The organism is Flavobacterium sp. SP2 (genome assembly GCF_057626655.1).
The window spans coordinates 515,770-541,723 of sequence record NZ_JBVHBT010000001.1; the positions used below are offsets into that span (position 1 = coordinate 515,770).

Genomic DNA, 25,954 nt, shown 5'->3' on the forward strand with positions numbered 1-25,954 from the left:
TTAACTATGAAAATTATAAAAAAAAGTTTTCCCATTTTACTGCTCTTTATAGCTTTAGTAAGCTGTAAACAACAGCAAGCGCGCATGCCTGTGTCTAGATCATCTGGCGAGTTTTTGAAAGAATCGGCGGCACGCAACAAAAAACTAGTTAAAGGAGAAGAAGGTCAGATTCAAGCTATAATAAATAGTAATCCAAAAATCAAATATATCGCTTCTACTAAAGGATATTGGTACCGCTATGAAACTAAAAATTCAACCGATAGTATCTCGCCAAAAAAAGGTGATGTTGCTTTTTTTGATTATGAGATTAAAGATTTAAAAGGCAATGTTATTTATTCCAAACTAGAACTAAAACCTCAAACCTACTTGGTAGACAAGCAGGATATATTGATGGGTTTGCGCGATGGTATAAAACTTATGCATAAGAATGAAACAGTTACCTTCTTATTTCCGTCGCACATGGCATTTGGTTACCATGGAGATGACAACAGAATTGGAACAAACGAACCGATAATGTGTACCGTTACTTTAAACGATTTTAAACTAGATACAAACCCACCAAAAACAGATACAAAAAAAAATATAACACCCGAATAATTAAAAAATGAAGAAAACAATTTACCTTTTAACTGCATTCATAGCACTAACTTTGACATCGTGTAAAGACGACCATGCTAACCTAGCTGATGGTTTATATGCCGAAATTGAAACCTCTAAAGGATCTATTTTAGTATCCTTAGATTATAAAAAAACGCCTGTAACTGTAGCTAATTTTGTATCATTAGCAGAAGGTACCAACACATTTGTTAGCAATGATTTTAAAGGAAAACCTTTTTTTGATGGTTTAAAATTTCATAGAGTAATTCCTAATTTTATGATTCAAGGTGGTGATCCACTTGGAAATGGTAGTGGTGATGCTGGCTACAAATTTAAAGATGAAATTACTGAAGAAAAATTTGATAAAGGCGGATTACTAGCTATGGCTAATTCTGGTCCAGGAACCAATAGCAGTCAGTTTTTTATTACACACTTAGAAACCCCTTGGTTGAACGGAAAACATACCATATTTGGACGTGTTGTAGAAAACGGAATGGAAGTTGTAAACACTATAGTTCAAGATGATGTAATCAACTCAATTTCAATTATTAGAAAAGGAGAAGATGCCAAGAAATTTAAAGCTGATAAAGTTTTCACAGACTACTTTTCAGTTGCATTCGAATCTCAAAAAGCAGAGCAGAAAATAAGTGCTGAAAAAGCGCAAAAAATAATTGCTGAAAAAGTAGCTTTTTTTAAAGAGCAAAAAGCGCAAGCAACCAAACTACCTTCGGGCTTAGCATACCACATTATAAAAAAAGGTTCTGCCCAAAAAACTCCGTCTGGAACACCTACATTAATAGCCTACTCAGGGTATTTAGAAAATGGAACGCTTTTCGATTCAAGTGATATTGAAACTGTAAAAGCCTTTGGAATGTTTGATCCGCAGAGAGCTGCACAAAACGGGTATCAAACACTGCCATACACTGTTGGAAGTAATGGTGGAATGATCGTAGGGTTTGAAGAAGGTTTGAAAAAAATGAATGTTGGTGATAAAGCCATTTTATTTATTCCAACTAATTTAGCCTATGGTGAAAACGGAGCTGGAAAAGTTATTCCACCTTATGCTAATATCATATTTGAAGTTGAAATGTTAGAAAAAAAATAATTGATCCAAATTTTAAAAATCCATGAAAATAAATCTTAAATTATTAGTGTTACTTTTTTTAAGTGTTACTATTGGTACTGCACAAACAAAAAAAGCAACTACCAAACCGGTAGTAAAAGCAAAACCAGCAACAACTTCGGTAAAGCCAAAATTTGCTCCAACACCTTCCTCTAGCAATGACGGAATATTTGCAGAAATAACAACCTCTAAAGGTGTTATCGTTGTAAAACTTGAATACCAAAAAACACCAATTACTGTTGCCAATTTTGTTTCACTTGCAGAAGGCAAAAATACCGCAGTAGCAGAAAAGTATAAAGGAAAAAAATTCTACGACGGCTTGAAATTTCATAGAGTAATTGCTAATTTCATGATTCAAGGTGGTGATCCAGACGGAAATGGTTCTGGTGGTCCAGGTTATGCTTTTAAAGACGAATTTGATGCAAGTTTGGTTCACGACAAACCAGGAATTTTGTCGATGGCAAACTCAGGTCCAAGAACTAATGGTTCGCAGTTTTTTATAACACACAAAGATACACCTTGGTTAAATAATAAACATTCGATTTTTGGTCATGTAGTAACAGGAATGGATGTAGTAAATGCCATAGCACAAGATGATATTATTACTAAAATAACAATCAAAAAAGTAGGAACAGAAGCTCAAAAATTTGATGCTGCAAAAGTATTTTCTACCTATTTTGCCAACAAAGCAGAAGATGATAAAAAACAAGCTCTTCTAGATGCTGAAAACAGAAAAAAGCAAACGGAATTAGCAGAAGAAAACAGAAAAAAACAAGCACTTTTAGATCTTGAAGCCAAAAAAATATACGTTGAAAAATACGGAAATGTAATGGCACAAAAAGTATCTGAATTGGCACAAGTTAGAAAAAATGCTATAAAAACACCATCTGGTTTAGAATATACTGTAACTAGTAAAGGAACAAATGTAAAACCAGTTGAAGGTTCAACAGTATTCATTAACTATGCTGGATATTTAGAAGATGGAACTTTATTTGACAGTTGTATTGAAAGCATAACACAGCAATTTGGGAAGTTTGACCAAAACAGAGCTAATGCAAAAGGTTATCAACCAATGCAAGCTCAAGCTGGAAAATATCAGTTTATACCAGGTTTTGCAGAAGGGTTGAATGCTTTAAATATTGGCGACAAAGCAACACTATTTATTCCTTCCAACTTAGCCTATGGAGCGCAAGGTGCTGGTAATGTAATTCCACCAAATGCTAATATTATTTTTGAAGTAGAATTACTTGACGCTAATCCTACTAAATAATTTATAACATATAATAAGAAAAGGGTATGAATTTCATACCCTTTTTTTTATGATTTAAATTTAAATACAAACTCGTCTTTGTCATTCAATACAGCACCTAATTCCAATCGAATTACGGTATCGTATTCTGATTGCAACACAATCCAATTACTTTCATTAAAATGGTTTTCGGTTGAATCAAAGTCTTCTTGTTCCCAATTCTTAAAAGGTAATGCATTTTTTAACTCCACTACATTAACACCTATTACTTTCTTATCAAGTAACGTTACATCTTGGTTAGAAGAAATAATATATCCTAATTTAAAATCTTCATCTTCATAGAAAGTCAATCGAAATTTTAAATTATTGTACAAGTAAATCGTGTTTCCATCGTCGTCTGTAAATTGTTTATTGGGCTTACCATACAACAATTCTACATCCTTTTTCTTCATTCCAAATAGAAGTTTATCTATTCCATTTTTTGGATTTACTATCATAAGTATCAATTTTGAGCAAAATTAAAATTTTCTAGACAATTCTGCAGAATACCTTGAAAGAATTAGATAATTAATTTGGTTTAAAAATAAAAATTTACCCGAAAATAGAAGTACTTTTTTGTTTCTTTGTAAGATGTTACACTCGAAAAGCGTTACATAGATAGATAATTTCGAAACCTTTCCAGAATACAAAATAGCTTTGAGAATAATTTTCTTTTTTCTTTTCCTACTCTTAAGTTGTACTACTAGCACAGCTCAAACTGTTACGCCTAAAAAAGACAGTACTAAAGTATACAAAGACATTGAAAATTATTCCAAAAAAAGTGGATTTGGTAAATTTGTTTATCGCTTAATTTTTAGATCGACCAGAATTTCAAAGCCATCGCAGAGAAAACTTCATAAAATAGCCATCTTAAAGAAAAAGTTTGACAAACATGAAGGTAAAATCATCCGAAATATATACATTGAAACCTTGGATCCGTTTGGATATTCATCCGATAATGATTTAGACAAACCTGAAAAAGGATTCGAACGATTTGGAAATGCAGTGCATTTGAAAACCAAAAACTGGACAATAAAAAATATTTTACTTTTCAAAAAATACGATCAACTGGATTCGTTAAAAGCAAAAGAATCCGAACGATTGATAAGACGCCAACGCTATGTGCGAAGTGTGGTAATCAAACCTGTATCGGTAATTGGTTCTACCGATTCGGTCGATGTGTCGGTTCGAGTTTTAGATTCTTGGAGTCTTATTCCAACCGGATCATTTTCGGGATCACGAAGTAATATAGAACTAACCGAACGAAATTTTTTTGGCTTAGGTCACGAATTCGAGAACAATTATGGAACCCGATTTGATAACGGCGACAACTCCTACTCGGCTCGATATAGAATCAATAATATTCAAAACACCTTTATAAATGCAACTGCAAATTACAGTAATGATTTAAACAACAATACGGTAAGAAGCTTCGTGGCAGAGCGACCATTTTACTCCACTTATGCACGATGGGCAGCAGGCGCAACCTACAGACATCAATTTTATACTGATTCGCTTCCCGATAGTTCTAATGTTTTAGCACTTCAAACTTATAAAATCAAAACTAAAGACATTTGGGCAGGACATTCATTCAGAATTTTTTCGGGTAAAACCGAAGAAACCAAGACCGTAAAATTGGTAACTACTTTGCGGTATGCCGATATTGCTTATGAAGAAAAGCCTACTTTAGAATTTGATCCCGAACGGTTTTTTAACTCCGAAAAATTATATTTAAGCAGTATTGGAATTTCATCTCAAAAATTTCAGGTAGACAAATACTTATTCAATTTCGGGATTATTGAAGATGTACCGTACGGATATATTTTTTCGTTTACTGGAGGATTTCAAAACAAAAATAGTTTAAGTAGAGCCTATTTTGGAACCAAATTATCATTTGGTAATTACTTTAGCTTCGGCTATTTGGGCACCAATATCGAATACGGTACTTTTATAAACAATGGAAATAATGAAGAAGCCACTTTTCGAATTGAAGCCAATTATTTTACAAACTTGCTAACTGCTGGAACTTGGAAATTCAGACAATTTATAAAACCAAGTGTTGTAATTGGTACCAACCGAAATTTTGTTATTAGAGATCGTTTGTCATTAGAAGAAACCAATGGTATTCCTGGATTCCCTTATAATCAAAGACTTTTAGGGTCTAAGAGGTTGTTGGTTGCATTTCAAACCCAATCGTACGCACCTGGAAATTGGCATGGATTTCATTTTAGTCCATTTTTTAATTTAACAATTGGTTCGCTTAGTGATAGTGGCAGTGACACTTTTAATACCAAGTTTTACTCTCAAATTGGATTGGGGGTTTTAATAAATAACGAATATTTGGTGTTCAATAATTTTCAATTATCCTTTTCATTTTATCCAAATATACCAGAAAACGGAACTAACGTAATCAAAACAAATTCGTTTAAAAACGACGATTTTGAAATTCCCGACTATCAAATTGGTCAGCCTACAATCGTTCCGTACCGGTAAATTTATTTTAAAATACGACAATCTAGTAACAATTTTAACTTTCGTTCGTCCTACTCTTAAATCAAAAAACCAAATAAGCTGTGGACACAATTCTCTCAATTCAAAATTTAAATAAAAAATACGGAAAACTTCAAGCTGTCAAAAATGTTTCGTTAGAAATTAAAAAAGGCAATGTTTATGGTATTCTTGGTCCAAATGGAAGCGGAAAATCAACCACATTAGGAATTGTTCTCAATGTTGTAAACAAAACTTCTGGAGAATACAGCTGGTTTGGCGGAACAATGCAAACGCATGAAGCCTTGAAGAAAGTAGGCGCTATTATTGAAAGACCTAATTTTTATCCGTACATGACGGCTAAAGAAAATTTAGAACTTGTATGCAAGATTAAAGACATTAACTATTCTAAAGTTCAAGAAAAACTAGAAGTTGTTGGCTTACTAGATCGAATGAACAGCAAGTTTAGTACTTTTTCATTAGGAATGAAACAGCGTCTTGCCATTGCCTCAGCACTACTGAATGATCCAGAAATTTTAATTTTGGATGAACCAACTAACGGACTTGATCCGCAGGGAATTCGCCAAATAAGAGATATCATAAAACTCATCGCCTCGCAAGGAACCACTATTTTACTTGCCTCGCACTTGTTAGACGAAGTAGAAAAAGTATGCAGCCACGTACTCGTATTACAAAAAGGCGAAATTCTTTATACTGGAATTGTAGGTGGTATTTCTAAAAATGCCAATTATTTAGAACTTCAATCTGAAGATTTAAAACAATTATCAATCGCTATTCAACAATTACCAAATATCGAATCGGTAGAAGAAATTGAAGGGAAAATTATAGTTTTCTCTAAAAATGAAATCGATCCTGCATTTGTAAATAAATTTTTAGCAGAAAGAAATGTATTTCTGAGCCATTTAGCACTAAAAAAACAAAGTTTAGAGCAACAATTTCTAGAACTAACTGGCAAATAATTCAATCTTCAAAAAACTCATCAAACCTAAAATACAATTTAAATGATACGATTACTGACCATAGAACTAGATAAAATTTGGAAAAATAGAGCTAGTAAAATTCTCACAATCACCTACTTTGTTCTCTTGACTTTTATTGCTTTAATTGCATCAATCAAATTTGAAATTGGTTCGTTTAAACTGCATTTCGCTGACGAAGGAATTTTTAATTTTCCTTACATTTGGCATTTTAACACCTACATTGCCTCTATTTTAAAAATTTTCTTGGCAGTGGTAATTGTTTCGATGATGGCCAACGAATACAGTTATGGAACCTTAAAACAAAACCTAATTGATGGGTTGAGTAAAAAAGAATTTGTACTTTCTAAATTTTTCACTGTACTCCTATTTGCTGGAGTTTCAACTGTATTTGTATTCGTAGTTTCGTTGATTTTAGGATTAATATTTTCTTCCTATGATGAATTTGGAATAATATTTTCAGATTTAGAATATTTGTTAGCCTACTTTATTAAGTTGGTTGGTTTTTTCTCTTTTTGCTTGTTTTTAGGAATTTTAATCAAAAGATCGGCATTTGCAATCGGCTTTTTGTTTATCTGGTTTATAGTAGAAAAAATTTCGTACGGTATTATGAAATTTGAAATTTTCGATAGAAGTCCGAAAGTGGATGAATTTTATGCTTTTATGCCGTTGGAATCCATGAGCAATTTAATTATTGAACCTTTTTCTAGATTATCGGTCGTTAAAACTATGGGAAACCAAGTAGGCATCAACCAGCTGAAAGATTATTCTGTGCATTGGTATTCCTTGTTAATTGTTATAGCTTGGACAGCACTATTTGTGTTTTTATCGTATAAACTTTTGAAAAAACGCGATTTATAGTATCTTTGCCGATGCTATGAAGGTTAAAAAAATACTGTCCCTAATTTATTTTCTTGCTGTTTTCAATTCAAGTTATAGTCAATATATAACTGTTGACGATTCGTATTCACCACAACAACTTGTTCAAAATGTTCTGCTAAATAGCGGCTGTGCTAACGTTGCTAATATTTCTGTAACAAGTTCTCAAAACAGCGCTTCCAATGGTTACGGTTTTTTTGATAAAAATGGTAGTTCCTTTCCATTTGAAAACGGCATAATTTTGAGTACTGGCAACGCTTCATCAGCTGTTGGACCAAATGGTTCATTGCTAAGTGAAGGTGGAACAAATTGGCCAGGTGATACCGATTTAGAACAAGCATTAGGAATTTCAGGTTCTATAAATGCAACAATTTTAGAATTTGATTTTACACCAATTACTGATAATTTTAGTTTTGATTACATCTTTTCTTCCGAACAATATTTAACCAGTCCAACACCCAATCAATGTAATTTTACCGATGGATTTGCTTTCTTGTTAAAAAAAGCCAATACTTCAGATCCGTATGTAAATTTAGCAGTAGTGCCAAATACATCAATCCCGGTAAAAGTTAATACAGTTCGTGGTTCAGGAACAGTTTGCCCAGCCGCGAACGAAGAATATTTTGACGGTTTCAACGCAGACGAACATCCAACAAATTTTAATGGACAAACCGTAATATTAAAAGCAAAGTCACAAGTAATTGCTGGAGAAACCTACCACATCAAACTTGTAATTGCCGATCAGGGCAACAACTTATATGACTCTGCTATATTTCTTGGTGGTGGTAGTTTTAATAGCACAACCAATTTAGGTCCAGACCGATTATTAGCCAACAATAATCCACTTTGCGAAAACGAAACATTAGTTGTAACTGCAAATGAACCTGGAGCAAATAGCTATCAATGGTTTCAAAACGGAAATTTACTTTCGGGTGAAACTAATGCGTCTTACACCGTTACTACTGCTGGAGATTACTCTGTTGAACTAAATTTAGGTGCAACAACTTGTAAGGCAATTGGTGAAATCAAAATTGAATATGCTTCATTGCCTGCTTTAACAAATCCTGTGAGTTTAGTACAATGTGACGATGATGCCGACGGATTTTCAGAATTTAATCTCACAAAATTAGACAATTTAATCAAGCAGAATAACTTGCAACTTGGAACTGTAGCTTATTATTTGAATCAAACCGATGCTTCAACTGGATCAAATCCGATTACAAATCCTTCTTCATTTTCAAATACTCTTGGCAATCAAATTATCGCTAAGGTTGCTAATCAGTATGGTTGCGTAAATTATGCCACGGTAAACTTGCAAATAGCTAACAACGCACTACCAACTTTAAATCCTTATATAACATGTGATGAAGACGGAACATTTGACAATTTCACTACAATTAATCTAAATACAATTGTAACTCCAGATGTACTAAATGGCTTACCAAATGGTCTTGTGGTAGAATATTATGCGACTGAAAATGATGCCATTAGTCAGTCTAATCCCCTAGCAAATAATTTCACCAACACGACAGCCTCAAATCAAATCTTCTTTGCACGAATCGTAAATGGTCCAGATTGTTATGGTGTTGTACCTGTTACTTTACAAATAGTAAGTTTTAATCCGCCAAATTTTGCTGATGAAGCTGTAGTAGTTTGTCAAAACAGTTCCGAAATTTTAGCAGTAGCCAATACCTTTTCAACTTACCTGTGGAATACTGGAGCAACGACATCGTCAATCACAGTTACGACTGCAGGAAATTATAACGTTGTGGTAACCAATTCAAGCGGATGTCCTGCTGTTAAGAACTTTATAGTGTCAGTTTCAGAAATACCAGAAATTACATCGGTAACCGTAAATGATTTTTCTGGCTCAGCAAATTCTATTGAAGTAAATGTAACTGGAAGCGGAATTTTCGAATATTCTATTGATGGAGTAAACTTTCAAACATCGTCGTTTTTCTCCAATGTGGCTACAGGAGTTTATACAGTAATTGTACGTGATATTGGAAGATGCGGATTTGATATAGAATTAGTTTCTGTGTTAGATTATCCAAGATTTTTCACTCCTAACAATGATGGTATAAACGATACTTGGTACATTAAAAATCTTACTCCTAAAGACAAGATAACTATTTTTGATCGGTTCGGAAAAGCCATTTATAGCTTTAAAGGTGGACAACCTGGATGGAATGGAAAATTAAAAAATACCGATTTATTGTCTACCGATTATTGGTTTGTATTAGTTTTAGACAATCAAAAAACCTTAAAAGGACATTTTAGTTTAAAGCGATAACAGTTATATTTTTTTTATTCCTATAATTTTTATTAATTTTATCGGATGAAAAAGAAGTTTTACCCATTTTTAGTACTGTTTTTACTCTCATTAAGTTGCTTTTCACAATTTAGTAAAACGCATTACATACCGCCATTATCCAATTCTCAAAATTTATCTGTAGGAAGCCAATACTTATATATATCAACTCCAAGTACGACACCTGTAAGTTTTTTATTAAAAGAAAACGGAGGAGTAACGATAAGTGGAACTGTCACACGAGATACTCCATATGTATATGATGTTTTTGGAGGACAAGGCAACTCCAACCAATTAATTACTGAACAATTTAACGTTAATACCATATTATCTAATAAAGGATATATTGTTGAAGCATCAGATTTAGTTTATGTGAGCGCCAGAGTTGCTACAGATGATGGAAATCAAGCTGGAGAATTGGTTTCAAAAGGATCGGCTGCCTTAGGAACTCATTTTAGAATTGGTGGTTTTATCAATACCTTAACACCTAATTATTCTGCAATTCATCACACATTTGTATCCATTTTAGCTACAGAAAACAACACAACCATACAATTTGGGAATATTGATCCAGGTGCACAATTATTAAACGATGCAGGAAGTGGCAATACGCCTGCAAATATAGTCTTGAATAGTGGCCAAAGCTTTGTAATGGCAGTTCAAGGTCCTAATGGCGCCAATAAGGATGCTTTGATTGGTTCATTTGTCACTTCAGATAAACCTATTGCAGTAAATTGTGGCTCATTTGGAGGTACTAATGGTGAATTATCCAATTTAGATTTAGGATTCGATCAAATTGTTTCTGCTGAACGAACTGGAACGGATTACATTTTTATTAAAAGCACCGGACTTGCTAATGTTGAAAGAGTATTGCTAATTGCAGACCTTGATAATACAGAAATCTTTTTAAATGGTAGCACAACACCAAATTACACTTTAAATGCTGGTGACTATATTGCCTTAACAGGAAATGATTATAATGCATCTGGAAACTTATTTGTACATTCATCAAAAAATATTTTCGCTTATCAGAGTGTTGGAGACGATATTAGAACCGATCAAGCCAATCAAGAGTTATTTTTTGTCCCACCATTGAGCTGTCAAACGCCTAAAGAAATCAATAATATTCCATTTATTGATTTAATAGGAAATCGCGTTTTTACGGGTAGAGTAACCATCACGACCAAAGTTGGATCTACTTTGAATTTTATCATAAATTCAGTTCCGTATACCGTTTCGAATTTGCCTCCAGGCGTTACCATAGCTGGACCTTCTACTGTTACAGGAAATACAGACTACGTATGCTACACTTTATTTGGTTTAAGCGGTAATGTATCGGTATTTTCAACCACCGAATTGTACGTAGCGGCTTACGGAAGTAGTGGTGCAGCGACTTTTGGAGGTTATTATTCAGGATTTACATTCAAACCAGAAATTTCTTATCAACCAGTAAGTACAAGTGTTGCAAATTGTATTGCTAACGTCAATCTACAGGTCAATACTTTAAGCGGGTTTGATACTTTCCAATGGTTTTTTAACGATTTACCAATCTCTGGAGCTACATCTGCAAGTTATACTCCTGCAAATCCAGGGTATTATTTCGTATCTGCGACAATCGCTGCATGTGGAACGACTTTAACATCAGATAAAATTCCCGTTAGCAATTGTCCTACTAATGCGGATAATGATAATGCCAATGATAATGTTGATTTGGATTATGACAACGACGGTATAGCGAATTGTACCGAATCTTTCGGAAACCAACCGATAAATTTATCCAACAGTACAGCAGGAATTCTAAATGTTGGCGCAGGAAATTATACTAATAGTTTCACAGGAACAATTACAACTTCAACTACAGCTAGTGCAACGCCACTTGTATCTAATACAGATGGAAGTTTTGTATCTGATGTTCCAGCTGGTAAAACCAATTTTGTAAAATATCAACTTACGTTTGCACAACCTATCACACTTGGATTAGAATATGTATCAACAGCAAATCCAACGGATTTATTAAACTCTAATGCCGAATTTATTGTGAATTCGCAGGTTGACAAAACAATCACAGTATTAAATCCGAATAACGAATTATTGATTGACACCAATTATGATGGTTTTTATGAAACTGATGTTACTGAATTTTCATCATTTGAAATTCGTTTTAGAATAAACGGTACCGTTCCGTTAGTCGCAGGAAATACTAGTTTTAGATTTGTTTCCTATTTAGCAAATACAGTTAGTTTTACTCATAAAAATTTAGTTGACGACTTACCAAACAGAGCAACGATGAAGTTCTATGCGGTATGTGTGCCAAAAAATTCTGGAACAACTAATAATTATGATGGTGATGGCGTTTCAGACGCATTAGATTTTGATTCTGATAATGACGGAATACCAGATTTTATTGAAGCACAAGGACTAAATCCTATTGCCGCTTCTGGAGTAGATGCAAATAATGATGGTATCGATGATGCATTTGGAACTGGATTGATTCCAGCAGATTCAGATAATGATAACGTGCCAGATTATCTAGATTTAGATTCGGATAATGATGGAATATATGATTTAAACGAATCAGGTTTTGCAGGAAATCAAACCAACAGTACTGGGCAAATTTTAACTTCTGCTGCAGGAACAAACGGATTAATTGATACCTTAGAAACATTTCCAGATAGTGGTATTTTAAACTATACTGTTGCTGAAACTGATGCAGATGGTATACGAAACAGCATAGAGCTAGATAGTGATAATGATGGTTGTAGCGATGTTATTGAAGCTGGTTTTACTGATGCTAATGCTGATGGAATTGTAGGAAATACAGCACCTACAACGGTCAACCCGTCTACAGGAATAGTAACCAATAACAATACAAGTGGTTATACAATTCCTAACGGAAATTACATAATAGCAGCACCAATAGTAATAACCACGCAGCCTCAGGATACAACTGCTTGCGAATTGCAAAATGCTACCTTTACTATTGTAACATCAACGCCAACAGACGCTTACCAGTGGCAGCAGTCTACAGACAATGGTGTTACTTGGACAAACCTTTCTGATAATGCAAACTATAGCGGTACTACTACCATCACTTTGACGGTAAACGCTATAACGAACGCCATGAATGGATACAGATATAGAGTTTTACTCAATAGAAATGGCAATTCATGTGGTTTATTTTCTAGCAATGCGATAATAAATATTTTACCCTTACCAGTAATTACTACTCCGACAACATTAGTACAATGCGATACCGATACCGATGGAATTTCTGATGTAAACCTAACTCAAAAAAATAGTTTTATTTCGGCAAATTCGGCCAACGAAACCTTTACATATTATACTAATTTCAATGCAGCAGAAACTGAAGATACCAACTTTTTAATTGGGAATCCAATAGCATATAATACTGGCAATACTACTATTTATGTTAGAGTTACTAATGCCAATAATTGTTTTAGAATAGCAACTTTGAATGTCATCGTATCTGCTACACAAATACCTGCAACATTTCAAATTGCCGATTTTGTAAAATGTGATGATTTTATTGATGTGATAAATAACGACCGTGATGGTATTGCATCATTTGATTTTAGCTCGGCAACGCAACTTATTCTAAACCAAATTACAGCTACTGGAAATTATACTGTTGATTATTATAGAAATGAAGCCGACTTTAATGCGGAAACTGATGCCAACGGAAATTCATTAGCAATTCCAACTTCAGAAATCACCAATTACAGAAACATTGGTTATCCTAATTTACAAGTTATATGGGCAAGAGTAGAAAATAGTGCTACTAACGACTGTTTTGGAAACACACGCTTTAATTTAGTTGTAGAAGCTTTACCTGTAATAAATACCGTTGGAAACAATAACATCATAAGACATTGTGATGACGATCAAGATGGTACATATATTTTTGACACAAGTAATCTTGAAAGCACAATTTTAAACGGTCAAACTAATAAAACAATTACGTATACCGATCAAAATGGTGCGGTAATTCATTCACCTTTCCCTCCAACTTATTCGGTTACAACATCGCAAACGATCACTATTACTATTAGAAATAATGAAGTCGTTGCACAAGATGCACCTTGTCAAACCAGTGGATCTTTTCAATTTATTGTAGATGCTTTACCGCAAGCCTTTGGAATTCCAGCTGGACAATTAACCAAATGTGATGACGAAGTTGCTGATCCTGCAAGTCAAGACGGAAGTACTAGTTTTGACACAACTGGTATTCAAGCCACTATTTTAGGAACACAAATCAACTCTGGATATCAAGTAACGTATTTATACGCCGATGGAACAACTAGTACTACTTTGGCCAATCCATTTATTACATCAACACAAGATGTGATTGTAAGAGTTACCAATCCAATAAATCCAGACTGTTATGCAGAAACTACACTGAATTTCATAGTGAATCCCTTACCCAATATTGATTTGAATACCGATGGAAATGAAGACGAATTAGTTTGTGAAAACATACCTACATCATTTGTAACCTTGAGTGCTGGAACAATTGTTGGAAATCCTGTCAACGCATTTACCTACCAGTGGTTTTTAAATGGTACCTTATTACCTGGTAGAACTGCCTATACAATAACCGTAAATATTGCAGGAACTTACACAGTAGAAGTTACTAATGCATTTGGTTGTACGGTAGTTAGAACAATTGAAGTAGTATATTCCAATATAGCTCAAATACAAGACATCATTGTAACTGATTTAACTGAAAACAATACAATTTTAATCAATGTGACAGGAAGTGGAAATTATGTATATAGTATTCAAGAACCCTATGGTCCGTTTCAAACCTCAAACTTTTTTGAAAATGTTCCAATGGGATTCCATACCGTATATATTAAAGATTTAAATGGTTGTGGTATCGAAGAGCAACTAATATCGGTATTAGGAATTCCACAATATTTTACACCAAACGGTGATGGTATACATGACACTTGGAATGTTCGTGGCGTAAATTTTGAATTTTATGCTAAATCAACCATTAAAATTTATGATCGTTATGGCAAACTAGTTCATGCTATGAATGCTGTAAGCGAAGGTTGGGATGGAAATTACAATGGAAGACCATTACCATCTGATGATTATTGGTATAATATTGAATTTGAAGACGGAAGAAATTCTAAAGGCCATTTCAGTTTGAAAAGATAAATTCCAAAAAATAATACATAAAAAAACCATCAATTAGATTGATGGTTTTTTTTATGAATCGAAAATATATATTAGATTTTAAATCTTTTTCTATCTGTTTCAGTCAAATAGATTTTTCTTAAACGAATAGATTTAGGTGTGCATTCTACATACTCATCTTTCTGGATATATTCTAAAGCTTCTTCTAATGAGAAAATAATTGGTGGAATAATTCTAGCTTTTTCATCATTCCCAGACGAACGAACGTTAGATTGCTTTTTCTCTTTAGTTACATTTACGCACATATCATCACCACGAGAGTTTTCTCCAATTACTTGGCCCTCGTAAATTTCTGCATTTGGTTCAACAAAAAACTTACCACGATCTTGCAATTTATCTATTGAGTAAGGAATAGCTTTTCCTTTTTCCATAGAAATCAATGAACCTTTGTTACGTCCAGCAATTTCTCCTTTGTAAGGTTCGTATCCTATAAAACGGTGCGCCATAATAGCCTCACCAGCAGTAGCAGTAAGCAATTGATTACGCAATCCAATAATTCCACGAGATGGAATATTGAATTTTACAATCATACGTTCTCCTTTAGTTTCCATAGAAAGCATTTCACCTTTTCGTTGCGTAACAAATTCAACTGCTCTACCTGAAAGTGTTTCTGGTAAATCAATTGTCAATTCCTCAATTGGCTCACATTTTTTACCATCAATTTCTTTAATGATAACTTGCGGTTGCCCAATTTGCAACTCATAACCTTCTCTTCTCATTGTTTCAATAAGAACAGATAAGTGAAGTACACCACGACCAAAAACCATAAACTTATCAGCAGAATCAGTTTCACCCAATTTCATTGCTAAGTTTTTCTCTAATTCTTTTGTTAAACGATCTCTAATATGACGAGAAGTTACAAATTTACCCTCTTTACCAAAGAAAGGCGAATCGTTAATTGTAAATAACATACTCATTGTTGGCTCATCGATTGCAATAGATGCTAATCCTTCAGGATTTTCAAAATCGGCAATTGTATCACCAATTTCAAATCCTTCAACTCCAACAATAGCACAAATATCACCTGCAATAACTTCTTGAACTTTCTTACGTCCAAGACCTTCAAAAGTATGTAATTCTTTGATTCTTGACTTTGTTACTGTACCATCTCTTTTCACTAATGCAATTGGCATTCCTTCTTTTAGAATACCTCTTTCAAGACGACCAATTGCGATACGACCTGTAAAAGCAGAAAAATCTAACGAAGTAATCAACATTTGAGGAGTACCTTCAGATACCTTAGGAGCAGGAACATGTTCAATTACCATGTCTAGTAAAGCTTCAACGTTATCAGTCACATTTTCCCAGTGGTCAGACATCCAGTTATTTTTAGCCGAACCGTAAACAGTTGGGAAATCCAATTGCCATTCTTCAGCACCTAATTCAAACATTAAGTCGAAAACCTTTTCATGAACTTCTTCAGGAGTACAGTTTTCTTTATCAACTTTATTAATTACAACGCAAGGCTTTAATCCTAAATCTAGAGCTTTTTGTAATACAAAACGCGTTTGTGGCATTGGACCTTCAAAGGCATCTACAAGAAGACAAACACCATCTGCCATGTTTAATACTCGCTCAACTTCTCCACCAAAATCGGCGTGACCAGGAGTATCAATAATATTGATTTTAGTTCCTTTATATGTAACCGAAACGTTTTTAGAAGTAATGGTAATACCTCTTTCACGCTCTAAGTCGTTGTTATCAAGAATTAAATCACCTGTATTTTCGTTGTCACGAAAAAGCTGACAGTGATACATAATTTTGTCAACCAACGTAGTTTTACCGTGATCGACGTGAGCAATAATTGCAATGTTTCTTATAGATTCCATCTGTTATTTTTAATGGGTGCAAAGGTACACATTATTTTTATTAAATTAGCTATAGATGTAATAGTTTACGTTTTAATAACTTATATTATAATTTTTATATAAAAATCTATTATTTTTATACAAAACAATTAATTTTTGAGTATATTTTTTTTATTTTTGAATTATGTTATTAAGCTAATTTATCATTGTAAAAGCCTATAAATTGTTTTTTTGACAAGTAATATTTTTTACAACCTTTATCCCTACTTTTATTTTGCCTATACTGTTTTTAATTTTCATTAGTGTACTTATTTTGTTTTACCTTGTTTTAACCACTATTTTCAAAAAAAAATTAGTTGGTTACGAACAAAAAATCGCATTATTAGATGCCAAATATTTGGAACTTCTAGAGTCTAACGAACGATATGAGATTGTTTCTAAGGCCACTAGCGATACCATTTGGGATTGGGATATAAAAACAGATGGATTCATTTGGAATAAAGGCATCGAAAATGTATTTGGTTACAAATCTGAAAATGTAGAAGGAAATCTACAGTGGTTATTTAATCAAATTCACCCAGAAGACAGCTTAAAAATGTCGGTAAAACTCTATTCCTTTATTTCTGAAAAGTCAGACAAATGGCAAGACGAATATCGATTTAGATGTGCCGATGGATCCTACAAATATGTTTTCAACAGAGGTTTTTTAGTCAAAGATGAAAACAATAATGTTGTTAGAATGATTGGAGTAATCCAAGATTTTACAAAACAAAAAACCGAAGAGCAACGTTTAAAATTGTTAGAAACGGTAATTACTCAAACTAAAGATTCTATAATTATTACCGAGACCAACGAAAATGATACCGAAATACCGAAAATCTTATATGTTAACCCAGCTTTTACCAAAATGACAGGTTATGAATACAATGAAGTATTGGGTAAATCGTCAGCTATATTCATCAACAAAAAGAGTATACAAGATAACATCAAAAAAATTGCTGAAGCTTTACGTAAAAAAGAAGAATTTACATTCGAAACTTTAAACTACAGAAAAAATAACGAACCGTATTGGTCTAATATTTCTATCATACCCATCACCAATAAAGACAACAAACATTCGCATTGGATATCGATTCAAAGAGACATTTCATCTGAAAAAGAAAGAGAAAAAGAACGAGAACAGTTGATAAGTGAATTAACCCAAAACAATAAAGACTTAAAGCAATTTTCGTACATAACCTCACACAATTTAAGAGCACCACTTTCTAACCTTATTGGACTCTTAAATTTAATTGAAGACATTCCAATAGAAAGTGAAGAACTGAGTGAAATTATTGATGGTTTTTCTAAATCTACACAAATGCTTAACGAAACTATAAACGATTTAGTTAAGGTAATAATAATAAAAGATAATCCATCAGTAACCAAAGAAAATGTAAATCTAAACGAAGTAATATCGAATATTTTAAATCAATTAAATTTTCTTATAGTTACTAAAAAACCTATAATACATCTCAATTTAGAAACAGAAACTATTTTTACGAACAAACCATATTTGGAAAGTATTTTGCAAAATCTCACTACTAATTCATTGAAATATAATGATGAAAATAGACCTTTAGAGATTACTATAACTTCGAAAACAAATAACAATTCCACTCAAATTATTTTTAAAGACAATGGAATCGGCATTGATTTAGAAAGAAATAAAAATAAATTATTTGGGCTTTATCAACGATTTCATGATTATCCAGACAGTAAAGGATTAGGTTTATATTTAGTGAAATCTCAAGTAGACTCTATGGGAGGATTTATTACCGCTGAAAGTCAAGTTGGAGTTGGAACCTCGTTTGAAATCACATTTAAAAACAATTAAAATGTTACATAAAGTTTTATGCATTGACGACGATCCAATAACTTTAATGCTTTGTAAAAAAGTAATTATAAAATCTGAATTTTCTGAAATAATTGATTCTGTATCAAATGGCAAAGAAGCGGTACAGTATTTCAAAAACATTTTAGATTACAGAAATTCCGAAAATGAAATTTCTGTTCCAGATTATACCCTACTTGATTTAAATATGCCAATAATGAATGGTTGGGAATTTTTAGATATAATTTCAAGCAACGAATTTTCGATATTACATTCCTCTATAAAAGTCATTATATTATCTTCATCTATTGACCCAAAGGACATCGAAAAATCAAAAAAATACCCAATAATAATTAAATTTCTATCCAAACCAATTACGCAAGAAAAACTGCAAAATCTATAAATAAAAAAAGCTTCCTAAATAGGAAGCTTTTTTATATGAAAACGTAACTACTAGTTATAGACTAGTTACGTGCTTAGTTAATTTAGATTTTAAATTAGAAGCTTTATTATCGTGAATAATATTTTTCTTAGCTAATTTATCAATCATTGAAATAACGCTTGAAAGTTTTGCAGCAGCATCAGATTTATCAGTTGCTAATCTTAATGCTTTAATTGCATTACGAGTAGTTTTGTGCTGATATCTATTTAACACTCTTTTCTTTTCGTTACTTCTAATTCTCTTTAATGCTGACTTATGATTTGCCATTTTGTTCTTTTTTTAATTGTAATAATTGTTATAAACTACTAGTTAAAAAAGAAAAACCTCCCACAACTCTTAGAGTCACTTTGGTTTTAACTAATAAAATAGTAATCGAGACACCAATTGCTATTTTACAAAACTTATTTACAACTAATTCTGTAGCCCGTAGGGGAATCGAACCCCTCTTACCAGGATGAAAACCTGGCGTCCTAACCGATAGACGAACGGGCCATTATTATCCCTTAGGATAAAGTAAAAATATTTGTAGCCCGTAGGGGAATCGAACCCCTCTTACCAGGATGAAAACCTGGCGTCCTAACCGATAGACGAACGGGCCATTACATATTTTTGTAATGCGAGTGCAAAAATACAACTATTTTTATTTCACACAATAGTTAATTGCACTTTTTTTATATTTTTTTTAATATGCTTTAGCAAAAAGTACTCTACCAGCTGATTCAGAACCTGTAAATACACATTTACCCGTTTCTTCTACTCTGCTTAATGGAATACATCTGATGGTTGCTTTGGTTAAATCTTTAATTTTTTCTTCTGTTGCTGCTGTGCCATCCCAATGAGCAGAAACGAAACCTCCTTTATTTTCTAGCACATCTTTAAATTCTTCGAACGACTCTACTTCAGTAATATGATTTTCTCTGTAATTTAATGCTTTATGAAATAACTCTGTTTGAATTGTTTCAAGTAAATCATTAATATAATTTACGATTCCGTCTTTAGAAACCACTTCTTTACTTAGTGTATCTCGTCTTGCAACTTCAAAAGTTCCGTTTTCTAAATCTTTTGGTCCAACAGCAATTCGAACTGGAACACCTTTCAACTCCCATTCGGCAAATTTAAATCCAGGTTTCTGAGTTGTTCGATTATCATACTTTACAGAAATTCTTAATTTTTTAAATTGAGAAACCAATTCGTTTACAACAGAAGATATTTTTTCTAATTCTTCATCTGTTTTAAATATCGGAACGATTACAACTTGAATTGGAGCTAAATTAGGCGGTAAAACCAATCCATTATCATCGGAATGAGTCATTATTAAAGCACCCATAAGTCGAGTTGAAACACCCCAAGAAGTTCCCCAAACATGTTCTTGCTTTCCTTCAGCATTTGCAAACTTCACATCAAACGCTTTAGCAAAATTTTGACCAAGAAAATGGGAAGTTCCCGCTTGAAGCGCCTTTCCATCTTGCATCAAAGCTTCAATACAGTACGTTTCGTCAGCGCCGGCAAAGCGTTCTGTTTCTGTTTTTAAACCCTTAATAACTGGCATAGCCATAAAGTTTTCAGCAAAATCAGCATATACATGCATCATTTTTTCTGACTCTTCTATTGCTTCCTTTTTTGTTGCGTGTGCTGTGTGTCCTTCTTGCCATAAAAATTCAGCAGTACGCAAAAACAATCTTGTTCTCATTTCCCAACGAACAACATTAGCCCATTGGTTAATTAACAATGGTAAATCTCTGTATGATTGAACCCAGCCTTTATAGGTTGACCAAATAATTGCTTCACTTGTAGGACGTACAATTAGTTCTTCTTCCAGCTTAGCATTTGGATCTACCATTAATTTCCCTGGTTTATCTGGATCGTTTTTTAATCGATAATGTGTTACAATAGCACACTCTTTAGCAAAACCTTCCGCATTTTTTTCTTCAGCTTCAAACATACTTTTAGGAACAAAAAGAGGAAAATAGGCATTACTATGTCCAGTTTCTTTAAACATTCTGTCTAATTCCGCCTGCATTTTTTCCCATATTGCATATCCGTAAGGCTTGATCACCATACAGCCTCTAACACCTGAATTTTCAGCCAAATCGGCTTTAACCACAAGTTCATTATACCACTTGGAATAGTCTTCTTCTCTTTTTGTTAAGTTCTTGCTCATAATGAATAGTTTGGCATAAAAATTGTTTTGATAATTTTAACTAAATAGTTCCGCAAAACTAACTATTTTTGTAATGTCCAACAATAAAAATGCTATAGATATGAAAACTTATTATTTTTCTCCGGCTAAAATCTCCATATATTCTTTATTTGGATTTTTTTCATTGCTTCTAACTTCTTGTGGTTCATACCAAAATTCATCTTATTATGATAATGATGGAATATATGGTAGTTCAGAACAAAGAGTTGTGACAAACGACCAACAACAAGCAACTAACAAATACCAAGAGTACTTCAGTACACTCAATCAAGAAAACAAAAACAATGAAGTTTTTACTAACGTTGATAATTATTCCACTTACAATGATACGGTAGTTAGAAATGTAAATCAAACCGAAAACACAAACTCTTACTCTGGTTGGGGTTCTAACGGTTCAGAAAATGTAACTGTTAATATTTACGATAACGGTTGGGGTTATGGTGGCTGGAACAACATTTGGTATGGAAATACTTGGGGTTGGAACAATTGGTATGGTCCAGGTTGGGGTTGGAATAATTGGTATGGACCAAGTTGGGGTTGGAATAACTGGTATGGCGCAGGCTGGGGTTGGAATAATTGGGGTTGGAATAATAACTTTTATGGTTTTTATGGCAATGGTTTTTATAATAACAACTACTATGGAAACTACTATTACTCTAACGGAAGAAGAAATTCTAACTATGCAAGTAATGGAGGAATGTATTCTGGTAGAAATTCAGTAAATTCAATAAGAACAAGAAATGAAGTTGCAACTAGAAATTTTAACAACGCTAGAACAACAACTGGTACAAGAAATTACAATAGCGTAACTACACCAAGAAACAACAGCGCAACGAATCCAAGAAGTTACAACAGTACCAATCCACGTACTAACAACTATAATACACCTCGTACGAATACTTACAATACTCCTAGAACCAACAACACACAAAGTACTCCTAGAAGTTATAACAATTCAACACCAAGAACCTATTCGTCTCCACGTTCGTATTCATCTCCTAGTTCAGGTGGTGGAAGCTATGGCGGTGGAAGATCTTCTGGTGGCGGTAGACGATAATATATAGTTAAAATTTTATGAAAAAAATTGTATTATTTGCTTTAGTAAGTTTAAGTTTTTCATTTACTCAAGCACAGGATATAAGCGATGCCTTGCGTTATGCTCAAGATAACCAAACAGGTACCGCAAGATTTAGAGCAATGAGTGGTGCATTTGGAGCATTAGGCGGTGATCTTTCTTCCATTAATATAAATCCAGCAGGATCGGTTATTTTTGCTAATAGCCAAGTTGGAATTACACTTGGAAATTACAACATTAAAAATAATTCTAATTATTTTGGATCTTCTACATCTCAAAATGATTCTAGTTTTGACATAAGTCAAGCTGGTGGTGTCTATGTTTTTGAAAATGTTGATCCTAATAGTTCTTGGAAAAAGTTTGCATTAGCGATGAATTATGAAAACATTAGAAATTTAGACAATTCACTATTTTCAGCGGGTACTAATCCTACAAATTCTATTGACAGCTATTTTTTAAGCTATGCCAACGGAATTCCAACAAGTATTGTGAATGGTAGTGATTTTGGTTATGGAGAATTATTTTATAACGAGCAACAAGCCTATCTTGGCTTTCAAGCATTTGTTGTAAATCCTGTAAATAATAATCCTAACAATACCGCTTACACATCGGGAATAGCACCAGGTGACTTCTATCAAGAATACTCGGTAGTTTCTACTGGTTATAATGGTAAGTTATCTTTTAACGGATCGGGACAATATAAAGACAAGCTGTTTTTTGGTATCAATTTGAATTCCCATTTTGTAGATTACAGACAATCGGCTAGTTTTTTTGAAAGTAACGATAACAATACATCAGCAACTAATTTTGTAGAACGCCTTCGATTTAATAATGATTTGTATACCTATGGAAATGGTTTTTCATTTCAGTTAGGAACTATTTTCAAGGCTACTAAAGAATTTCGTTTAGGTCTTGCCTATGAATCGCCTACTTGGTTGCGTTTGAACGATGAGTTATCACAAAGTATTAGCTCGGTTAGTTCTAGTTCTTCTGGCGAGTTGGCTCCTGATGTGTTTAACCCTCAAATTACAATGGTTTTCGCACCTTATCGACTTCAAACACCTGGAAAATGGACTGGAAGTTTGGCTTATGTATTTGGAAAAAAAGGATTGATCAGTTTTGATTACGCTTTAAAAGATTATAGTAATACCAAATACCGACCAAGTAATGATTTCTCAGCCACTAATAATTTAATGGCAAATGTGTTGGATGTAACTAACGAATTTAGATTGGGTGCCGAATATAAAATTGAAAGAGTGAGTATTCGTGGCGGATATCGATTTGAACAAAGTCCGTACAAGAATGGAAGTACTATTGGTGATTTAACTGGTTATTCTGGTGGTTTAGGATATAATTTTGGATCGACAAAATTGGATCTTGCTTATTCATTTTTCCAACGTGATTATGACAGACAGTTTTTCTCGCAAGGATTTACAGACAGTTCACGAATAAATTCTAAAAACAATACTATCAATTTGACTTTACTGTTTGAATTGTAAAATAAATAAACGGAGCATATAAAACCATTCGTGAATCGGATGGTTTTTTTTTTTGTAAAATCCTTAGTCTTCTAGCCCTGATGGCAATGAAAATCCTAGCCAATTGCGACAGAAATTGGCTAGATTGAAGTGTACAGCAGGAAAAGGGTTTATAGTAATGCGCAAGCCCTATGCTTCAAAAATAAATAATATTGCAATGAGTGTGAATTAAATATCGTAATTTTGCACACTTTCTAAAAATAGAGATACTTTACATATATGAGAACCAAATCGTTAAAGAAAAATAAAATCAACGTAATCACACTAGGTTGTTCTAAAAATGTGTACGACAGCGAGGTTTTGATGGGACAATTACGTGCTAGCGGAAAAGATGTTGTACATGAAGAAGAAGGCAATATTGTGGTTATAAATACCTGTGGATTTATTGATAATGCAAAAGCAGAATCTGTAAATACGATTCTAGAATATGCTGATAAAAAAGAACGAGGAATTGTTGATAAAGTATTTGTAACAGGATGTTTATCGGAACGTTACCGACCTGATTTGGAGAAAGAGATTCCAAATGTGGATCAATATTTTGGAACCACTGAATTGCCAGGTTTGTTAAAAGCACTTGGTGCCGATTATAAACACGAGCTTCTTGGTGAACGATTGACTACTACACCAAAAAATTATGCTTATTTAAAAATTGCTGAAGGTTGCGATAGACCTTGTAGTTTTTGTGCTATTCCACTAATGCGTGGAAAGCATGTTTCTCAAACCATCGAAAAACTGGTAAAAGAAGCTGAAGGTTTGGCTAAAAACGGTGTTAAAGAATTGATTTTAATTGCGCAAGATTTAACGTATTATGGTTTAGATATTTATAAAAAACGTAATCTTGGCGAACTATTAGAAAATCTTGTAAAAGTTGAAGGAATTGAATGGATACGCTTACACTACGCCTTTCCTACTGGTTTTCCTATGGATGTTTTAGAGATTATGAAACGAGAACCGAAGATTTGTAACTATATTGATATTCCGTTACAGCACGTATCGGATTCTATTTTAAAATCGATGCGAAGAGGAACTACGCAAGAAAAGACTACAAAATTGCTAAAAGAATTTCGTGAAGCAGTTCCTGGAATGGCAATTAGAACGACCTTAATTGTTGGATATCCTGGAGAAACTGAAGAAGATTTTAGAATTCTAAAAGATTTTGTACAAGAAATGAAATTTGACAGAATGGGATGTTTTGCCTATTCACACGAAGAAAATACACACGCCTATTTATTAGAAGATGATGTTCCAGATGATGTAAAAAAAGCTAGAGCAGAAGAAATAATGGAGTTACAATCGCAAATTTCTTGGGATTTGAATCAAGAAAAAGTAGGTCAAGTATTTAAATGTATAATTGACAGAAAAGAAGGAAATCATTTCGTTGGAAGAACCGAATTTGACAGTCCAGACGTAGATAACGAAGTTCTAATTGATGCTAGCAAACATTATGTAAAAACAGGAGAATTTGTTAACATCAAAATTATTGAGGCTACCGAATTTGACTTATACGGTGAACCAGCAGTTTAGAATAAACCGTTATTACACAAACATAAAAAAACTCCTAATCGAAAATGATTAGGAGTTTTTTAGTTAACCAACCTTTTATTCAAATCTTTATTTTGCTAGTACAGTACCTTTAAAAGTCAATATTTTTGGAGTATCATCAGCATTTGTAGTTACGGTTACCGTTTTAGAAAAAGTACCGGTTGCCGCAGCATTATAGATAGCTTTTACGTATCCCGATTTACCTGGAGCAATTGGTTCTTTCGAATAATCGGCAGCAGTACAACCACAAGCAGGTTTTACATTAGTAATGATAATTGCTTTATCGCCTGTATTTTTAAATTCAAAATTGATGATTTTAGGTGTTCCTTGCGGTATTGTTCCTACATCAACAGAATCTGATTTCCAATTAATTACTGATGCAACAGAAGTGGTACTTGTAGATTTCGTTGCAACTGGCACAACCGAAAAAGACATTAAACTTACTGTTAAAGCTAGTAAAGAAATTTTAAGTGTTTTCATTTATATAATCGTATTAAAGTTGTAAAATTTAAGTAATTCAATTCTCTTAAACAAAGATACTTTATCGTAATACTACATCTGTTAAGCAAT

The 25,954-nt window shown here is 33.3% G+C and carries 18 protein-coding genes and 2 tRNA genes; 13 read left to right on the plus strand and 7 right to left on the minus strand.

Annotation, left to right across the window (positions count from 1 at the left end):
- The first annotated feature begins 6 nt into the window (after positions 1 to 6).
- Genes gldI through ACZ098_RS02600 form a run of 3 tightly spaced genes read left to right on the plus strand, consistent with a single transcriptional unit; the run spans position 7 to position 2,990 of the window.
- Entirely contained in the window at positions 7 to 597 is a 591-nt protein-coding gene (gene gldI, locus ACZ098_RS02590; RefSeq protein ID WP_487310170.1) for a gliding motility-associated peptidyl-prolyl isomerase GldI, read from the plus strand.
- A 7-nt stretch (positions 598 to 604) separates the two neighbouring features.
- Entirely contained in the window at positions 605 to 1,702 is a 1,098-nt protein-coding gene (locus ACZ098_RS02595) for a peptidylprolyl isomerase (RefSeq protein ID WP_487310171.1), read from the plus strand.
- A 22-nt stretch (positions 1,703 to 1,724) separates the two neighbouring features.
- Positions 1,725 to 2,990: a peptidylprolyl isomerase gene (locus ACZ098_RS02600; protein WP_487310172.1), complete on the plus strand. Its 1,266-nt coding sequence runs from the start codon at positions 1,725 to 1,727 to the stop codon at positions 2,988 to 2,990.
- 47 nt (positions 2,991 to 3,037) lie between these two features.
- Here the strand turns inward: ACZ098_RS02600 and ACZ098_RS02605 are convergent, their stop codons facing one another.
- Complete coding sequence (locus ACZ098_RS02605) at positions 3,038 to 3,466, minus strand: hypothetical protein (RefSeq protein WP_487310173.1); 429 nt, start codon at positions 3,464 to 3,466, stop codon at positions 3,038 to 3,040.
- Positions 3,467 to 3,665: 199 nt separating this feature from the next.
- On the opposite strand from ACZ098_RS02605, the gene ACZ098_RS02610 reads away from it, so the two are divergent.
- The 5 genes from ACZ098_RS02610 (at position 3,666) to ACZ098_RS02630 (ending at position 14,867) form a co-directional block, all read left to right on the plus strand.
- The gene (locus ACZ098_RS02610; protein ID WP_487310174.1) at positions 3,666 to 5,501 is read left to right on the plus strand and encodes a BamA/TamA family outer membrane protein; all 1,836 of its coding nucleotides are present in this window, start codon (positions 3,666 to 3,668) and stop codon (positions 5,499 to 5,501) included.
- Positions 5,502 to 5,581: 80 nt separating this feature from the next.
- Positions 5,582 to 6,475, plus strand: coding sequence for an ABC transporter ATP-binding protein (locus tag ACZ098_RS02615; RefSeq protein WP_487310175.1), 894 nt, complete (start codon positions 5,582 to 5,584; stop codon positions 6,473 to 6,475).
- 42 nt (positions 6,476 to 6,517) lie between these two features.
- Positions 6,518 to 7,354, plus strand: a complete 837-nt coding sequence (locus tag ACZ098_RS02620) for an ABC transporter permease (RefSeq protein WP_487310176.1) — start codon at positions 6,518 to 6,520, stop codon at positions 7,352 to 7,354.
- 16 nt (positions 7,355 to 7,370) lie between these two features.
- A complete protein-coding gene (locus tag ACZ098_RS02625; protein WP_487310177.1) occupies positions 7,371 to 9,665 on the plus strand; it encodes a T9SS type B sorting domain-containing protein in 2,295 nt (764 codons plus the stop codon).
- A 45-nt stretch (positions 9,666 to 9,710) separates the two neighbouring features.
- Positions 9,711 to 14,867 carry a T9SS type B sorting domain-containing protein gene (locus ACZ098_RS02630; RefSeq protein WP_487310178.1) on the plus strand — a complete coding sequence of 1,719 codons (5,157 nt, stop codon included), beginning with the start codon at positions 9,711 to 9,713 and terminating at the stop codon, positions 14,865 to 14,867.
- 71 nt (positions 14,868 to 14,938) lie between these two features.
- Here the strand turns inward: ACZ098_RS02630 and typA are convergent, their stop codons facing one another.
- Positions 14,939 to 16,735: a translational GTPase TypA gene (gene typA / locus ACZ098_RS02635; protein WP_487310179.1), complete on the minus strand. Its 1,797-nt coding sequence runs from the start codon at positions 16,733 to 16,735 to the stop codon at positions 14,939 to 14,941.
- Between the two features lie 376 nt (positions 16,736 to 17,111).
- Here typA and ACZ098_RS02640 point away from each other — a divergent pair, with 376 nt between their 5' ends.
- Complete coding sequence (locus tag ACZ098_RS02640; RefSeq protein WP_487310180.1) at positions 17,112 to 18,590, plus strand: PAS domain-containing sensor histidine kinase; 1,479 nt, start codon at positions 17,112 to 17,114, stop codon at positions 18,588 to 18,590.
- 1 nt (position 18,591) lies between these two features.
- Positions 18,592 to 18,990, plus strand: coding sequence for a response regulator (locus ACZ098_RS02645; protein ID WP_487310181.1), 399 nt, complete (start codon positions 18,592 to 18,594; stop codon positions 18,988 to 18,990).
- Between the two features lie 54 nt (positions 18,991 to 19,044).
- On the opposite strand, the gene rpsT is transcribed toward ACZ098_RS02645, so the two are convergent.
- The 4 genes from rpsT to proS all read right to left on the minus strand — a co-directional run bounded on the left by rpsT (position 19,045) and on the right by proS (position 21,190).
- A complete protein-coding gene (gene rpsT / locus ACZ098_RS02650) occupies positions 19,045 to 19,296 on the minus strand; it encodes a 30S ribosomal protein S20 (RefSeq protein WP_487310182.1) in 252 nt (83 codons plus the stop codon).
- Positions 19,297 to 19,449: 153 nt separating this feature from the next.
- Positions 19,450 to 19,521, minus strand: a tRNA-Glu gene (locus ACZ098_RS02655).
- Between the two features lie 34 nt (positions 19,522 to 19,555).
- A tRNA-Glu gene (locus tag ACZ098_RS02660) sits at positions 19,556 to 19,627 on the minus strand.
- An 84-nt stretch (positions 19,628 to 19,711) separates the two neighbouring features.
- Positions 19,712 to 21,190 (minus strand): proline--tRNA ligase, encoded by a 1,479-nt coding sequence (gene proS, locus ACZ098_RS02665; protein WP_487310183.1) that lies wholly within the window; start codon positions 21,188 to 21,190, stop codon positions 19,712 to 19,714.
- A 100-nt stretch (positions 21,191 to 21,290) separates the two neighbouring features.
- Here proS and ACZ098_RS02670 point away from each other — a divergent pair, with 100 nt between their 5' ends.
- The 3 genes from ACZ098_RS02670 (at position 21,291) to rimO (ending at position 25,366) form a co-directional block, all read left to right on the plus strand.
- Positions 21,291 to 22,286, plus strand: a complete 996-nt coding sequence (locus ACZ098_RS02670) for a hypothetical protein (protein WP_487310184.1) — start codon at positions 21,291 to 21,293, stop codon at positions 22,284 to 22,286.
- 17 nt (positions 22,287 to 22,303) lie between these two features.
- Positions 22,304 to 23,803, plus strand: coding sequence for an OmpP1/FadL family transporter (locus tag ACZ098_RS02675; protein WP_487310185.1), 1,500 nt, complete (start codon positions 22,304 to 22,306; stop codon positions 23,801 to 23,803).
- A gap of 258 nt (positions 23,804 to 24,061) precedes the next feature.
- Positions 24,062 to 25,366 carry a 30S ribosomal protein S12 methylthiotransferase RimO gene (gene rimO / locus ACZ098_RS02680; protein WP_487310186.1) on the plus strand — a complete coding sequence of 435 codons (1,305 nt, stop codon included), beginning with the start codon at positions 24,062 to 24,064 and terminating at the stop codon, positions 25,364 to 25,366.
- A gap of 87 nt (positions 25,367 to 25,453) precedes the next feature.
- On the opposite strand, the gene ACZ098_RS02685 is transcribed toward rimO, so the two are convergent.
- On the minus strand, positions 25,454 to 25,864 hold the full coding sequence (locus ACZ098_RS02685) for a DUF1573 domain-containing protein (protein WP_487310187.1): 411 nt from the start codon (positions 25,862 to 25,864) through the stop codon (positions 25,454 to 25,456).
- Positions 25,865 to 25,954: the final 90 nt, after the last annotated feature.